Origin of the sequence: Enterobacter sp. JBIWA008 (genome assembly GCF_019968765.1) — a bacterium.
Taxonomy (GTDB): domain Bacteria; phylum Pseudomonadota; class Gammaproteobacteria; order Enterobacterales; family Enterobacteriaceae; genus Enterobacter.
In genome coordinates this window covers 2,693,781-2,707,303 of the sequence record NZ_CP074149.1, presented here as the reverse complement: position 1 = coordinate 2,707,303, position 13,523 = coordinate 2,693,781, and the positions used below count along the sequence as shown (strand labels likewise).

At 53.7% G+C, this 13,523-nt stretch carries 14 protein-coding genes; 6 read left to right on the top strand and 8 right to left on the bottom strand.

Going from position 1 to position 13,523, the window contains the following annotated elements:
• Nucleotides 1–25: 25 nt before the first annotated feature.
• Nucleotides 26–616, bottom strand: coding sequence for a GTP cyclohydrolase II (ribA, locus tag KGP24_RS13085; RefSeq protein WP_008501210.1), 591 nt, complete (start codon nt 614–616; stop codon nt 26–28).
• 198 nt (nt 617–814) lie between these two features.
• Between ribA and pgpB the strand changes: the two genes are divergently transcribed.
• From pgpB to yciH, 5 genes are all read left to right on the top strand, one after another.
• The gene (gene pgpB, locus KGP24_RS13080) at nt 815–1,582 is read left to right on the top strand and encodes a phosphatidylglycerophosphatase B (RefSeq protein WP_223560732.1); all 768 of its coding nucleotides are present in this window, start codon (nt 815–817) and stop codon (nt 1,580–1,582) included.
• A gap of 148 nt (nt 1,583–1,730) precedes the next feature.
• The gene (locus KGP24_RS13075; RefSeq protein ID WP_023312067.1) at nt 1,731–2,039 is read left to right on the top strand and encodes a LapA family protein; all 309 of its coding nucleotides are present in this window, start codon (nt 1,731–1,733) and stop codon (nt 2,037–2,039) included.
• Between the two features lie 6 nt (nt 2,040–2,045).
• Complete coding sequence (lapB, locus tag KGP24_RS13070) at nt 2,046–3,215, top strand: lipopolysaccharide assembly protein LapB (RefSeq protein ID WP_023335944.1); 1,170 nt, start codon at nt 2,046–2,048, stop codon at nt 3,213–3,215.
• Between the two features lie 185 nt (nt 3,216–3,400).
• A complete protein-coding gene (pyrF, locus tag KGP24_RS13065; RefSeq protein ID WP_223560731.1) occupies nt 3,401–4,138 on the top strand; it encodes an orotidine-5'-phosphate decarboxylase in 738 nt (245 codons plus the stop codon).
• Nucleotides 4,138–4,464: a stress response translation initiation inhibitor YciH gene (yciH, locus tag KGP24_RS13060; RefSeq protein ID WP_223560730.1), complete on the top strand. Its 327-nt coding sequence runs from the start codon at nt 4,138–4,140 to the stop codon at nt 4,462–4,464. The genes pyrF and yciH overlap by 1 nt, the downstream gene beginning before the upstream one ends.
• Before the next feature lie 105 nt (nt 4,465–4,569).
• On the opposite strand, the gene osmB is transcribed toward yciH, so the two are convergent.
• From osmB to KGP24_RS13045, 3 genes are all read right to left on the bottom strand, one after another.
• Entirely contained in the window at nt 4,570–4,788 is a 219-nt protein-coding gene (osmB, locus tag KGP24_RS13055) for an osmotically-inducible lipoprotein OsmB (RefSeq protein WP_008501216.1), read from the bottom strand.
• A 263-nt stretch (nt 4,789–5,051) separates the two neighbouring features.
• Nucleotides 5,052–5,804: a DNA-binding transcriptional regulator YciT gene (locus tag KGP24_RS13050; protein WP_223560729.1), complete on the bottom strand. Its 753-nt coding sequence runs from the start codon at nt 5,802–5,804 to the stop codon at nt 5,052–5,054.
• Between the two features lie 43 nt (nt 5,805–5,847).
• Nucleotides 5,848–6,030 (bottom strand): hypothetical protein, encoded by a 183-nt coding sequence (locus KGP24_RS13045; protein ID WP_223560728.1) that lies wholly within the window; start codon nt 6,028–6,030, stop codon nt 5,848–5,850.
• Between the two features lie 193 nt (nt 6,031–6,223).
• Between KGP24_RS13045 and KGP24_RS13040 the strand changes: the two genes are divergently transcribed.
• Nucleotides 6,224–7,093 carry a crotonase/enoyl-CoA hydratase family protein gene (locus KGP24_RS13040; protein ID WP_223560727.1) on the top strand — a complete coding sequence of 290 codons (870 nt, stop codon included), beginning with the start codon at nt 6,224–6,226 and terminating at the stop codon, nt 7,091–7,093.
• On the opposite strand, the gene pdeR is transcribed toward KGP24_RS13040, so the two are convergent.
• The 4 genes from pdeR to fabI all read right to left on the bottom strand — a co-directional run bounded on the left by pdeR (nt 7,090) and on the right by fabI (nt 13,355).
• Entirely contained in the window at nt 7,090–9,081 is a 1,992-nt protein-coding gene (gene pdeR, locus KGP24_RS13035; RefSeq protein WP_223560726.1) for a cyclic di-GMP phosphodiesterase, read from the bottom strand. The genes KGP24_RS13040 and pdeR overlap by 4 nt on opposite strands.
• 322 nt (nt 9,082–9,403) lie before the next feature.
• Nucleotides 9,404–11,338 (bottom strand): exoribonuclease II, encoded by a 1,935-nt coding sequence (locus KGP24_RS13030; RefSeq protein WP_223560725.1) that lies wholly within the window; start codon nt 11,336–11,338, stop codon nt 9,404–9,406.
• A gap of 88 nt (nt 11,339–11,426) precedes the next feature.
• On the bottom strand, nt 11,427–12,413 hold the full coding sequence (locus tag KGP24_RS13025; protein WP_223560724.1) for a CMD domain-containing protein: 987 nt from the start codon (nt 12,411–12,413) through the stop codon (nt 11,427–11,429).
• Between the two features lie 153 nt (nt 12,414–12,566).
• A complete protein-coding gene (fabI, locus tag KGP24_RS13020) occupies nt 12,567–13,355 on the bottom strand; it encodes an enoyl-ACP reductase FabI (RefSeq protein WP_003856831.1) in 789 nt (262 codons plus the stop codon).
• Between the last annotated feature and the right edge of the window lie 168 nt (nt 13,356–13,523).

The window sequence follows — 13,523 nt, the reverse complement described above, 5'->3', positions numbered from 1 at the left end:
GGCACGCGTGCCGGGCTTTTTAGGATCACTCTTTCAGCAGATGGCCCATTTTGGCGGCTTTGGTATCCAGGTAGTGGGCGTTTTTCGGGTTACGACCCACAATCAGCGGTACACGCTCGACGATGTTGATCCCGGCCTCGGTCAGGATCTCCACTTTTTTCGGGTTATTGGTCAGCAGGCGAACTTCGTCCACGCCCAGAAGCTTGAACATATCGGCGCACAAGGTGAAGTCACGTTCATCAGCGGCAAAGCCGAGCTGATGGTTTGCTTCAACCGTATCGTAGCCCTGGTCCTGAAGCGCGTAAGCGCGGATTTTATTCAGTAGACCAATATTACGACCTTCCTGACGGTGATAAAGCAGCACACCGCGACCTTCTTCTGCAATATGAGACAGGGCGGCTTCCAGCTGGAAACCACAATCACAGCGCAGGCTGAACAGCGCGTCGCCGGTGAGACACTCTGAATGGACGCGGGACAGCACCGGCGTCTGCCCTGAAATGTCGCCATACACCAGCGCGACATGATCCTGTCCGGTTGCCAGTTCTTCAAAACCCACCATCAGGAAATCGCCCCATGGGGTTGGCAGTTTGGCTTCTGCCACACGTTTAAGCTGCATGTGATTCTCCAGAGTAGGCTGACACGTTTCGTGCCTTTGCCCTGTTTTGCTTTCTGTATCAATTCATTTTGCCACAATCTCAGCAGGTTCGCCTAATGGGCACCATGCTATATGAACGTTAAACGCACGATCCGACATCTCCACCCGGAGGATTAATTTCAGTTATGATTGTGATGCTTAGCGAAAAAAGGAGAAGACATGCTTTCAATCGCCAGACGTACGGCAGCAGGTGCGGTCATTTTACTGATTATGCCTCTGGCCGTATGGCTTTCAGGCTGGATGTGGCAGCCCGGGCAGAACGCCATGTGGCTGAAAACGTTATACTGGATAACGGAAACGGTCACCCAGCCGTGGGGAGTTATTACCCACGTACTTCTTTGCGCCTGGTTTCTGTGGTGCCTGCGCTTTCGTCTGCGCGCGGCGCTGATGCTCTTTGCGATCCTCGGGGGCGCTATCCTTGTCGGGCAGGGCGTGAAGTCCTGGGTTAAAGATCGCGTTCAGGAGCCGCGTCCTTTTGTCGTCTGGCTGGAAAAAACGCATCATATTCCGGTGGATGAGTTCTACAATTTAAAGCGTAAAGATCGCGGCGCGCTGGTGAAAGAACAGCTTGCGGAACAGCAGGATATCCCGAAATTCTTGCGTAAACACTGGCAGAAAGAGACGGGGTTCGCGTTTCCTTCCGGTCACACCATGTTTGCGGCCAGCTGGGCGTTGCTGGGGGTTGGGCTGCTTTGGCCACGGCGTCGAACGGTCACTATCGTGATTTTACTGGTCTGGGCGACGGGGGTTATGGGCAGCCGCTTGCTGCTGGGGATGCACTGGCCGCGCGATCTGGTCGTCGCCACGCTCATCTCATGGCTGCTGATTATGATGGCGACCTGGCTCACTGAACGATTCTGCGGCCCGCTAACGCCACCGCCAGAAGAGAAAGAAGAAATAGCCGAAAGGGACCAGACAGACGCCTGACGGTTGATATTCCGTATTTTGCCCATAGATCCATGACCTGCGCGTCACTTTTTCCGTTTCGCGCTCGTCGCTAAAATGGTAGTTTATAAGGCTGATTGCGGTGAATTGAACACACTTTATTCGCTTGAACCACATAACGGGAAGTAATGTGAAATATTTACTCATTTTCTTACTGGTATTGGCGATTTTTGTCATTTCAGTCACGTTGGGTGCACAAAACGATCAGCAGGTGACGTTTAACTATCTGCTGGCTCAGGGCGAGTATCGCGTCTCGAGCCTGCTGGCGGTCTTATTTGCTGCCGGCTTTGCCATTGGCTGGCTGGTTTGCGGTCTGTTCTGGCTGAAAGTCCGTGTTTCTCTTGCGCGCGCTGAACGTAAAATTAAGCGACTCGAAAATAACATTGCCCCTGCGTCTGACATCCCGGAAAGCTCTGGTGTGCCGGTCGTGAAGGAATAATCGACTATGCTGGAGTTGTTGTTTCTGCTTTTGCCTGTAGCCGCAGCCTATGGCTGGTATATGGGCCGCAGAAGTGCGCAACAAACAAAACAGGATGAGGCCAACCGGCTCTCCCGCGACTACGTTGCGGGGGTAAACTTCCTCCTGAGCAATCAGCAGGACAAAGCGGTAGATCTGTTCCTTGATATGCTGAAAGAGGATACGGGGACGGTTGAAGCGCATCTCACCCTGGGCAACCTGTTCCGCTCGCGCGGCGAGGTCGATCGCGCCATTCGCATTCACCAGACCCTGATGGAAAGCGCCTCGCTGACCTACGATCAACGTCTCCTTGCGGTGCAACAGCTGGGGCGTGATTACATGGCCGCGGGGTTGTACGATCGCGCTGAAGATATGTTCGCGCAGCTGGTAGATGAAACAGATTTTCGCATTGGCGCGTTGCAGCAGCTCCTGCAGATTTATCAGGCCACCAGCGACTGGCAGAAAGCCATTGATACCGCTGAACGGCTGGTGAAGCTGGGTAAAGATAAGCAGCGCGTGGAGATAGCGCATTTCTACTGTGAGCTTGCGCTTCAGCAGATGGGCAATGACGACATGGATAAAGCCATGGCGCTGCTGAAGAAAGGCGCCGCCGCGGACCGCAACAGCGCGCGGATCTCCATCATGATGGGGCGTGTCTTTATGGCGAATGGCGACTACGCTAAAGCCGTTGAAAGCCTGCTGCGGGTTATCGACCAGGACAAAGAGCTGGTCAGTGAAACGCTGGAAATGCTGCAAACCTGCTATCAACAGCTGGACAAGCAGGAAGAGTGGGTAGCATTCCTGCGTCGTTGCGTGGAAGAGAATACCGGTGCCACCGCTGAACTAATGCTCTCAGACGTCGTTGAGCAGTATGAGGGAAGCGACACCGCGCAGGTTTATATTACGCGTCAGCTGCAGCGTCATCCGACCATGCGGGTATTCCATAAGCTGATGGATTACCACCTGAACGACGCTGAAGAAGGGCGCGCCAAAGAGAGCCTAATGGTGCTGCGCGACATGGTTGGCGAGCAGGTGCGCAGCAAGCCGCGCTATCGCTGCCAGAAGTGTGGCTTTACCGCGTATACGCTCTACTGGCACTGTCCTTCCTGCCGTGCCTGGTCCACCATCAAACCAATCCGCGGCCTGGACGGGCAGTAATTTTTTAAAACGCCTCATTTTAGTTACAACATACTGATGGTTTTTACCCTGTCCTGAATTCCGTGCGGTTTGCCGGCCTGGCAGGCGCGTAAATGGATCCTGTCAATTTGCGGCGTCGGCAGGTAGAATGCTGGCCGTTTATCTGTTCCGCGCCGCTGCGCGCCCATAGACGAAAAGGGCTGGTCATGACGTCTGTTACATCCTCCACTTCCCGCGTAATTACGGATTCTCCTGTTGTTGTTGCGCTTGATTACAACAAGCGTGACGCTGCACTGGCGTTTGTCGACGGCATTGACCCTCGCGACTGCCGCCTGAAAGTTGGCAAAGAGATGTTCACGCTGTTTGGACCGCAAATCGTTCGCGATCTGCAGCAGCGCGGCTTTGACGTTTTCCTCGACCTGAAATTCCATGATATCCCGAATACCACGGCGCACGCGGTTGCCGCAGCCGCAGAGCTGGGCGTATGGATGGTCAATGTCCATGCATCGGGTGGGGCAAGAATGATGACAGCCGCCCGAGAGGCGCTCCTGCCGTTCGGTAAAGATGCGCCGTTGCTGATTGCGGTCACCGTGCTGACCAGTATGGACGAAAATGATTTACGCGACCTGGGCGTGACGTTGTCACCCGCCGAGCATGCCGAACGTCTCGCGCGTCTGACGAAGCATTGCGGCCTGGATGGCGTTGTTTGCTCCGCGCAGGAAGCGGTACGTTTCAAATCAGCGCTGGGTCAGGATTTTAAACTGGTTACGCCGGGTATCCGCCCTGCAGGCAGCGACGTAGGCGATCAGCGCCGCATTATGACGCCTGAGCAGGCGCTGGCTGCTGGCGTTGACTATATGGTCATCGGACGTCCGGTTACGCAGTCTGCAAATCCGGCTGAGACGCTTAAGGCTATCAACGCAACGCTGAAGAAGGGGGCGTAATGACCGATTCCAACAGCCGTCTGGTCTATTCAACCGATAGCGGGCGTATAGACGAACCGAAAGCGAAAGTGGAACGTCTAAAAGGGGACGGTATCGTTCGGATCCAGCGTCAAACCAGTGGACGAAAAGGGAAAGGGGTTTGCCTTATCTCCGGCATTGACCTGGATGATGCTGAACTGGCAAAGCTGGCGGCCGAGCTGAAAAAGAAGTGTGGCTGCGGCGGTGCCGTGAAAGACGGCATTATTGAAATCCAGGGCGATAAGCGCGATTTAATAAAATCACTGCTGGAGGCCAAAGGCATGAAAGTCAAACTGGCAGGCGGCTAAAATAAATGAGCCACGGCAAATGCCGTGGCTCATGTTATATACGTGCGTATGTCAGACCTGAAATGCGTTCAAATATCGCGATGCCGGGGAAGGCTTAGATAATAATTATTTGCCAACCTGGTGACCGATAATACCGCCGACAGCAGCGCCACCTAATGTACCCAGCGTACTACCATCCGTTAATACTGCACCACCGAGAGCACCGGCACCGGCACCAATAGCGGTGTTACGGTCACGTTTAGACCAGTTAGAGCACGCGCTCAGGGACATTGCTACAGTGATTGCCAGAACAGCGGCGGCTAATTTTTTGCTGGTTAAGGTCATAATACTTTCTCCTGAATTATCGATTCACGGAAAGAGGTACACGTTAAGTATAGACGAATCGAATACTTAATTCTGTTCTCCGTGAAAGCTGGTCGCGCAGGCGTTACGTAATCACGCAGGTGATAGTCACTTCCTGTTATATCGCTAACATTAATTTTACGACTTTGATGCAGCTTAAACAGGTAAAAACTCTTAAAGACGTACCAGGAATCATCCCAGAGAAAGAGGGGCGTATGCGCCCGAAATTCGGGCGCGGAGGAGGCTCAGGCGGTTGTTTTAATAATATTGACGATCAGTCCGTCATCTTCCAGTTTATTACGGTGCGCGTTGCTCAACCGTTCGTCAGTAATCACGCGGCTAAAGCGTGAAGCGGGGCCCATCATATAAGGGTGAACGGCGCCAAATTTAGAGCTGTCGGTCAGCACAATGGCTTCACACTCTTTTTCCAGCACGGCATTCACCACGTCAGAGCGCATCATATCCCGGCCGGTAAAACCTGTCTCCGGTTGCCAGCCGTCAATCCCGATAAAGGCCTTGCTGAAATGAACCTGCTGGACATACTGACGGGTCAGCGGGCCGACCATGCTTTCACTTTTTTTCTGGTAAATACCGCCCAGCAGAATCACCTCGCAGCGCGTCTCTTTCAGCAAATGCGCGATATAGCTGCTGACGGTGATGATTGTAACGTCCTTTTGATCTGCAAGCGTGCGCGCCAGAAGGGCATTACTGCTGCCGTTTTCAATAAAGACGGTCTCGCCGTTATTCACCAGTGACGCGGCAAATTCTGCCAGTTCACGTTTAAGCGCGTAGTTATTCATCATGCGCGTCTCAACGTCATCACTGTCCAGCGGGACAGCATATCCGTGCGCGCGACGAAGGTAGCTCTGTTTTTCCAGCAGATTAAGATCCTGACGGATGGTGACTTCAGAAACGCCGGTGGTTTTAGCGAGATCGACTACGCTTACGCGTCCCTGATCGATGACCATCTGCAAAATGAGTTGTTGTCGGGAATTCATAGCATCCATTTAATAAAGCGAAACGAGGTCGGAGACGGTGGGGTTAAACTTCCCACGGCGCTTTTGGCTGTCTGTCTTCAGACGCATTGTCAGCGCCATTCTGAGCAAGAAGTTCAGACTTCAGGATCTCGAGATTACGGATAGCAGAGTGATAATCGCCCGCCACCAGGATATCCAGCACGGTATCAATTCGTTGTGCTACAGCTTGTGCGTCAATAGTCGACATAATCTCACCCCAGGCGCGAAAAGTTAATATTTTCAATGATGCAGAAATTAGGTTCAAAAGAGAAGGGAAAAAATGCAATAACTAAATTACATAAACGTAAGTGATAAATTTATTCCCCCTCATACAGCAGGCTTAATGACTGGATTAGTCTAAAACTGCGCGCAAGGCGCTTTTTTATATGAGGAATTAGACTATGACAGTTATCAATCAGCCTGGCTGCACACTGTTTACCGATACTGAACGGTTCACGCAGCTGTCAGGGTATTACGAGGCGGAGCGTCACACGGTCTGGATGATGCTGCGGGCTCAGCCACGACCCTGCTTCAACCATGCGTTAATTGAGGAGATCATGAATTTTTCATGGCTGGTTCGCCAGTCTGGTTTTGCGGTTGATTTTTGGGTAACCGGTTCGCTGGTTCCCGGGATGTACAATGTGGGCGGTGATTTACAGTTCTTCGTCGAGTGCATTCAGAACGGACGTCGGGAAGCGTTACGGGCGTACGCTCGCGCTTGCGTTGATTGCGTCCATGCAGCCTCAAGGGGGTTTGATACGGGGGCCATCACTCTGGCAATGGTAGAAGGCAGTGCGCTAGGGGGCGGGTTTGAGGCCGCTCTGGCGCACCATTTCGTCCTGGCTCAGCGCGATGCCCGTCTGGGTTTCCCGGAGATTGCCTTCAACCTGTTTCCGGGTATGGGGGGATATTCCCTGGTCGCACGCCGTTCAGGCATGAAGCTGGCGGAGGAACTCATCTACAAAGGGGAATCCCATACGGCTGAATGGTACGAACAGCACGGGCTGGTGGATGTCCTGTTTAAACCCGGACAAAGCTATGTCTCCACCCGAACCTTCATCGATACGCTGCGGCCAAAACTGAATGGCGTAAGGGCGATGCTGCGTGCCCGTACGCGCGTTCTGCAGTTGCCTCGCAGCGAACTGATGGACATCACGGAAGACTGGGTTGATGCCGCTTTCTGCCTGGAGCCGAAAGATATCGCTTACATGGAGCGTCTGGTTACGCTGCAAAGCCGCCTTCATGCGGCCGGCCTGCGTAAAGCCAGTTAACGTTGATTCCGCGCTTGATATCGTTTTAGCCATCGCTCGAATGCGGCAGCGGGCATCGGCTTAGCAAACAGAAAACCCTGCCGTTCGTTGACGCCGTTCTTGGTCAGAAAGGCGTCTTCTTTCGCATTTTCGACCCCTTCGGCAATCACCTGCAGGTTTAACGCCTGCGCTACCGCGACGATAGCGCGCACCAGTGACTGTGAAATAGATTGCTTATGAATATCCCTGACAAACGATTGATCGAGTTTAATGGCGTCGATAGGGAAACGGGCCAGCTGTGAGAGGGAAGAATAGCCGGTGCCGAAATCATAAAGATGAATTTGCGCCCCGAGCCGGCTGAATTGCTGGATCACGGACAGCGCCAACTCTTCATTCTCGATAAGACAGCTTTCGGTTAATTCAACGTCGACAGGGCAGTATTCAAAATTCAGATCCTTCAGCGCCTGCTTTAAGTCACTGAAAATAGTCTGGTCGGCGAGCTGGCGTGCTGAGACGTTCACCGCCACGCGCAGATTAATCCCCTTGTCGCGCCATTTAGCAATCTGACGAACCACGTCCAGCATCACCCAGCGGCCCAGCGGCACAATCAACCCCGACTCCTCGGCATAAGAGATAAACTCCAGCGGCGGGATCAATCCTCGTTCTGGAGATTGCCAGCGGACCAGTGCTTCAAGGCTTCTGACTTCCCCGCGCCAGGTTATTTTCGGCTGATAGTGGATCAGAAGCTGATCGTTATCCAGGGCCTTACGCAGGTTGGTATCCAGCCAGAGATACTCCAATACGCGCTGGTTCATCTCGGGTGAGAAGACGCAGAACTTGCCCCGGCCGTTCTCTTTGGCAGTGTACATGGCGGTATCGGCGTTACGAATCACGCTTTCCCGGTCGTTCCCATGCTGCGGGGCGAGGGCGATACCCAGTGAGCAACCGGTATAAATTTCAATCAGACCGATTCTGAACGGCTGGCGCAGACGGGTTAAAATGCGCGATGCCATTGCCTCCAGAGAGCCCTGAGAGGTATTGGTGGCCATGACGATAAACTCATCGCCGCCAAGTCGCGCCAGCACCTGTCCCTCATCCAGACAGCTCAAAATGGCGAGGGCGACAGCCTGTAACAGCTGATCGCCAAACATATGACCGTAAGCATCGTTGACCTTTTTAAAATTATCCAGGTCGAGATATACCACGCCCACCTGCGTGTCGCCGCGGTTGCCGATGGCGTCAGAAATCAGATCGTGGATCGCATTGCGGTTTGGCAAGCCGGTGATGGTATCGGTATTGGCCAGCACGCGCAGCCGCTCCTGAGCGCGGCGTTCCTCGGTAATATCGGTTCCGGAACAGATAAGGAAAATTTCATTTTTACCGCTGCCGCTGTGAACAAATTTGTTTCTGAACAGAAACAGTCGTTGCCCTTTACGCGTTTTGATCCAGCGTTCGACTTCGTAGGAGCTGCCGTTGCGAAAGAAACCGGTAATATTGCGCTTTGAAGCGGCTGCTTCGCTACGGCTCATGAACAGCTTAAACACGTTCTGGCCAATTACTTCTTGCTCTTTCAGGCCGGTGTACTCTTCGCTAAGCCGATTAAAACGCTGAATATTGCCGTGCTGATCGAGAATAACAATGACGGAGTTGGCCTCTGAGACAACCTGCTCCGCGAAAGAGAGCCCATGAGCCAGATCGCGCGCCACGGAGGGCGTATCGTTCCAGGCGGAAGCGGTTCCGGCCCACTCGTTACGGGTAATTTTACGGCCCACAAGATGGACCGGAACATCTTCCCCGTACAGGGAGAGCGACATGGAAATGCTGGAGGTAATAACGGTTAAATGACGGATGAGATCGGCCTGATCATCCTCCAGGGCAATCACCTGAGTGACATCGGCATTTTCGCTGGCTGCAAGGTGCAGAGCGTTGCTGTCAGCTGACAAGCGCCACCACGGACTGTGGGTCCCCATGTAGCGAAACAGCAAATTCTGCCCCTGATCGTCCATCATGTTTCTCCCGCAGCTGTTCATTAGCGCACAAATTATTCATTTGCAGTCGACTTTTCCGTTGAAAACAGCGGCAAAACCGAAGTGAACCTGTTGTTTTTTCCCTGTTTTCTTATATTAAGACGACACAGGTTAAAAAGGATACTGAGCGTATAAAAATTCACGTAACCGAATATAACAACACTCTTTTACTGTAGATAATTATGGCGGTTTTGGGCGAAGGGATGCTGAAAATAATAAGGAAAAATAATGATTTTGTGGCGGGGATAAAAAGAAAAATTGTCGGCCCTTCCGGAAAGGAAATGGCCGACAATTGAATTGATTATCAGGCGACAGGACGTGCGATAATACTGCGGGTTTCCATGCGAACTTCGGCGATATTGACGTCAATCACGTCGGTGACTTTGTAAACTGTTTCACCTTTAATTTGCACGGTACCGTTTTCCTGACTACAGACCATTTCGTCACGAACCGCATGCAGGAACGGCGCAGGAATAAACGCGACAGCACCGTTATCGACCAGACGGACGCGCATTCCACCGCGGCTGATATCAATAATCTCTGCGGCGAAACGGGTGTCCGTACCGGCTTTATCCTGCAGGAAGCGTGCGTACAGCCAGTCTCCAACGTCACGCTCCGCCATGCGGTTCAGACGGCGACGGTCGGCCATCTGCAGCGTGGTGTCCTCCTGAGGACGAGCAATAGTTTCACCTTTGATAATCGCTTTCAGCAGACGGTGGTTAACCATATCGCCATACTTGCGGATCGGCGATGTCCAGGTGGCGTAAGCTTCGAGGCCAAGGCCAAAGTGCGGGCCAGGCTCGGTACTGATTTCAGCGAAGGACTGGAAGCGACGAATGCGGCTGTCCAGGAAGCCCGAAGGCTGCGCGTCCAGTTCGCGGCGAAGCTTGCAGAAGCCCGGCAGCGTCAGCACTTCTTCCGGATCAACATGCACATCGTGATTCTTCAGCAGGGCCGCCAGCGCTTCGGTATTCGCCGGATCAAACCCGGTGTGGACGTTGTAAATGCCGAAGCCCAGCTTGTCGCGCAGCACGCGTGCGGCGCAGATGTTGGCGGAAATCATCGCCTCTTCAACGATGCGGTTTGCAATGCGTCGCGGTTCGGCCACGATATCCAGCACTTCGCCTTTCTCGCCCAGAACAAAGCGATAATCAGGGCGGTCTTTGAACACCAGCGCATGGGTTTTACGCCACTCGCCGCGGTTCAGACAGATGCGATGCAGCAGACGGATTTGCGCGGCAATGGCGTCTGATTCAGGTTTCCAGCTACCGGTATTTTCAAGCCAGTCGGAGACGTTATCGTAGGCCAGCTTGGCTTTCGATTCGATAGTGGCGGCAAAAAACTCGATATCGTCTTCAATCGCGCCATCTGCGGCAATAGTCATGCGGCAGGCAAGGACCGGGCGCACTTCATTTGGACGCAGCGAGCAGAGATCGTCTGACAATTCGCGCGGCAGCATCGGAATGTTGAAGCCCGGCAGGTAGTTGGTGAACGCACGGATTTTCGCCGCGTCATCCAGCTTGCTGCCTTCGGCAATCCAGGCGGTTGGATCGGCAATGGCGACGGTCAGATGCAGTTTGCCATCGGCGCTCTCTTCAGCGTACAGCGCGTCATCCATATCTTCCGTGCTGGCGCTGTCGATGGTGACAAACTCCAGCGCGGTGAGATCGCGGCGCGTCAGACCTTCGTCCTGCATCTCAGTCGCTACGCCGTTCGGCGCTTCTTTTTCAAGATTGTGGCGTGCCAGCGTGACCCACCATGGCACGAAATGATCGGCGCCAAAGGTGATGAACTGGGTCAGCTCAGCATAAAAACCGCGATCGCCTTTCAGAGGATGACGGCGCATTTCTGCTACGGCCCAGTCACCTTCTTTAAAATCATGCTCAACGCCACGGGCGGCGCGGCAGGGAATGGCATCTTTCAGCAGGGGATGATCCGGCACGATAGAAAGACGATCGTCTTTTCTCTGCACCTTACCCACAAAACGGGTCAGGAACGGTTCGATCAGTTCTTCCGGCTCGGCAGACTCTCGGTCTTTCTCGGTATGAATGACGGCCATGACGCGATCGCCATGCATCACTTTCTTCATCTGCGGAGGCGGAATGAAGTAGCTTTTCTGCGCGTCAACCTCAAGGAAGCCAAAGCCCTTTTCCGTGGCTTTTACGACCCCTTCCGCACGCGGCGTCTGGGAATGCAGTTGCTGTTTAAGCTGCGCTAGCAGCGGGTTGTCCTGAAACATAATGTTCTATTTTCGTAGCCATTGAGCGGCTGACAGTTTTACGCGATTCTCACTGTCTCAGCAAGCGGTCTTTGGGTAATTAGTATGGTTATTCCTCTTTACCAAACGCGACTTTCAGACGATTGAGCCAGCCATCAAACGCACTCCGGGTAAGCAGGGTGATGGCATGTTCGCCGGGGAGTCCTTGATCCGTGAGCGGGGTAAACTGCGCGGCGCTGAAGCGGTCCGGAGAGCGTGTCAGCAGTTCGACCGCAGCCGAAAGCTCGGGGGACGTCAGTGGGGTCTCTTCGCGGCTGTTTAACAGGATCTCTCCGGTCAGGTCGAGCAGCGACGGCTCATGGCAAAGGACCGGCGTTAGCGCCTCCAGCGCGGGTTCTGCCTGCCAGCGAGACAGCGACTCAAGCTGATGCGCACTCGCATAGCGCAGCTCGACAACGGGCAAAAGCGGCACCCACGCGGCGTGGCGCGCAGGCAGCGTGTGCGGTTGAATATGATGGCCTGGCAACCAGCGAACGGGGTGTCCTAACAGCGCCTGAAAAACCGCGACCACGCGCGCCTGAAAACCAATAAACCCGATAATCTGGTTAATCACCACAATGTCATATATTGACAGGCCAACCTCATCAAGCTGGTTCTGTGCTTTATCATCAATGACATCAGGGGAGCTGGCGAGCTGGCGGGCATACTGCGTAATTTGCGCCAGACGTCGGTTACTCTCGCGCGAGGAGTCCGGGCCGGGAAGCGGGGCGAGGAGGGCGGCGTAATGATTACAGAGCCGCTGAACGCCACAGGCCTGTGCGACCGTTAGCGCGGTACTGAGTCGATCGTAGGCGCTGAGCGTATGCAGGCGGTTCACGGGAATCGAGAGCGGAAACAGCTGGTGGCATAAGGCTCTGGCAGGGGTAAGCCAGCCAGAACAGGCGGCGACAATCTCATCAGGCAGGGCTAAATCGAGCAAAAAACGATCGTCGACGTTAGCGGCTTCGGGCACCAGAGGCAGAACATCTGTCTGCGCGTGGTTTGACTGGGTTTCGTGATACCAGTGGCCTTTGCCGGAAAAACGGCGTTGTTCCATGTGCGTTCCTTGATCTCAAAATGGCGATCAATATCCTGGCGTAAGGCAGATAAAGGGAAAAATATTGTTAGGTGATAACAAATAGCAGAACGGAATAACGAAGGGATGGGGCGGGGAGAAAACTCTCTTCCCGTGCGGGAAGAGAGTTACAGCTTATTTAATTTCCAGCTCGTTCATTGCAGCAATGTTGAAGCCGCCGTCAACGTGAACCACTTCGCCGGAGATACCAGCAGAAAGGTCAGAGCACAGGAATGCTGCAGAGTTACCCACATCTTCAATGGTAACGGTACGACGAATCGGGGTAACCGCTTCGCAGTGTGCCAGCATTTTACGGAAATCTTTAATACCGGAAGCTGCCAGGGTGCGGATAGGACCTGCAGAGATGGCGTTAACGCGCACGCCTTCAGGACCCATTGCGTTCGCCATGTAGCGTACGTTCGCTTCCAGAGACGCTTTAGCCAGACCCATAACGTTGTAGTTAGGGATAGCGCGCTCAGCGCCCAGGTAGGAGAGGGTCAGCAGGGCTGCGCCCGGGTTCAGCATCGCGCGGCAGGATTTCGCCATCGCAACGAAGCTGTAGGAGCTGATGTCGTGAGCGATTTTGAAGCCATCACGGGTAACCGCGTTCACGTAGTCACCGTCCAGCTGGTCGCCAGGAGCGAAGCCAATGGAGTGAACGAAACCGTCGAATTTCGGCCATGCTTTTGCCAGTTCAGCAAACATGCCGTCGATGCTTTCGTCTTGTGCAACGTCACATTCCAGAACAATGCTGGAACCCAGCTGCGCGGCAAACTCTTCAACACGGCCTTTCAGCTTGTCGTTCTGGTAGGTGAACGCCAGCTCAGCGCCTTCGCGATGCATTGCCTGTGCGATGCCGTATGCGATGGACAGTTTGCTGGCAACGCCAGTCACCAGAATGCGCTTACCGGAAAGAAAACCCATAGCTTTAATCCTTATATTCATTGCTAATTTTGCCTTGTAATTCATAGTGTTACAGGCAGTATTTCAAAATCATTCGAAATTAGCTCGAAATTATAGCCCACTCACAGCCCCTTGTGTCACGATATTTCTCGCACTTCTCCGAAGACGCCTGCCCCGAAGAATGCACCG

Coding starts and splice junctions, on each gene's coding strand:
- ribA (WP_008501210.1), bottom strand. CDS start 616: ATGCAGCTTAAACGTGTGGCAGAAGCCAAACTGCCAACCCCATGGGGC.
- pgpB (WP_223560732.1), top strand. CDS start 815: ATGCTTTCAATCGCCAGACGTACGGCAGCAGGTGCGGTCATTTTACTG.
- lapB (WP_023335944.1), top strand. CDS start 2,046: ATGCTGGAGTTGTTGTTTCTGCTTTTGCCTGTAGCCGCAGCCTATGGC.
- pyrF (WP_223560731.1), top strand. CDS start 3,401: ATGACGTCTGTTACATCCTCCACTTCCCGCGTAATTACGGATTCTCCT.
- yciH (WP_223560730.1), top strand. CDS start 4,138: ATGACCGATTCCAACAGCCGTCTGGTCTATTCAACCGATAGCGGGCGT.
- osmB (WP_008501216.1), bottom strand. CDS start 4,788: ATGACCTTAACCAGCAAAAAATTAGCCGCCGCTGTTCTGGCAATCACT.
- KGP24_RS13050 (WP_223560729.1), bottom strand. CDS start 5,804: ATGAATTCCCGACAACAACTCATTTTGCAGATGGTCATCGATCAGGGA.
- KGP24_RS13045 (WP_223560728.1), bottom strand. CDS start 6,030: ATGTCGACTATTGACGCACAAGCTGTAGCACAACGAATTGATACCGTG.
- KGP24_RS13040 (WP_223560727.1), top strand. CDS start 6,224: ATGACAGTTATCAATCAGCCTGGCTGCACACTGTTTACCGATACTGAA.
- pdeR (WP_223560726.1), bottom strand. CDS start 9,081: ATGATGGACGATCAGGGGCAGAATTTGCTGTTTCGCTACATGGGGACC.
- KGP24_RS13030 (WP_223560725.1), bottom strand. CDS start 11,338: ATGTTTCAGGACAACCCGCTGCTAGCGCAGCTTAAACAGCAACTGCAT.
- KGP24_RS13025 (WP_223560724.1), bottom strand. CDS start 12,413: ATGGAACAACGCCGTTTTTCCGGCAAAGGCCACTGGTATCACGAAACC.
- fabI (WP_003856831.1), bottom strand. CDS start 13,355: ATGGGTTTTCTTTCCGGTAAGCGCATTCTGGTGACTGGCGTTGCCAGC.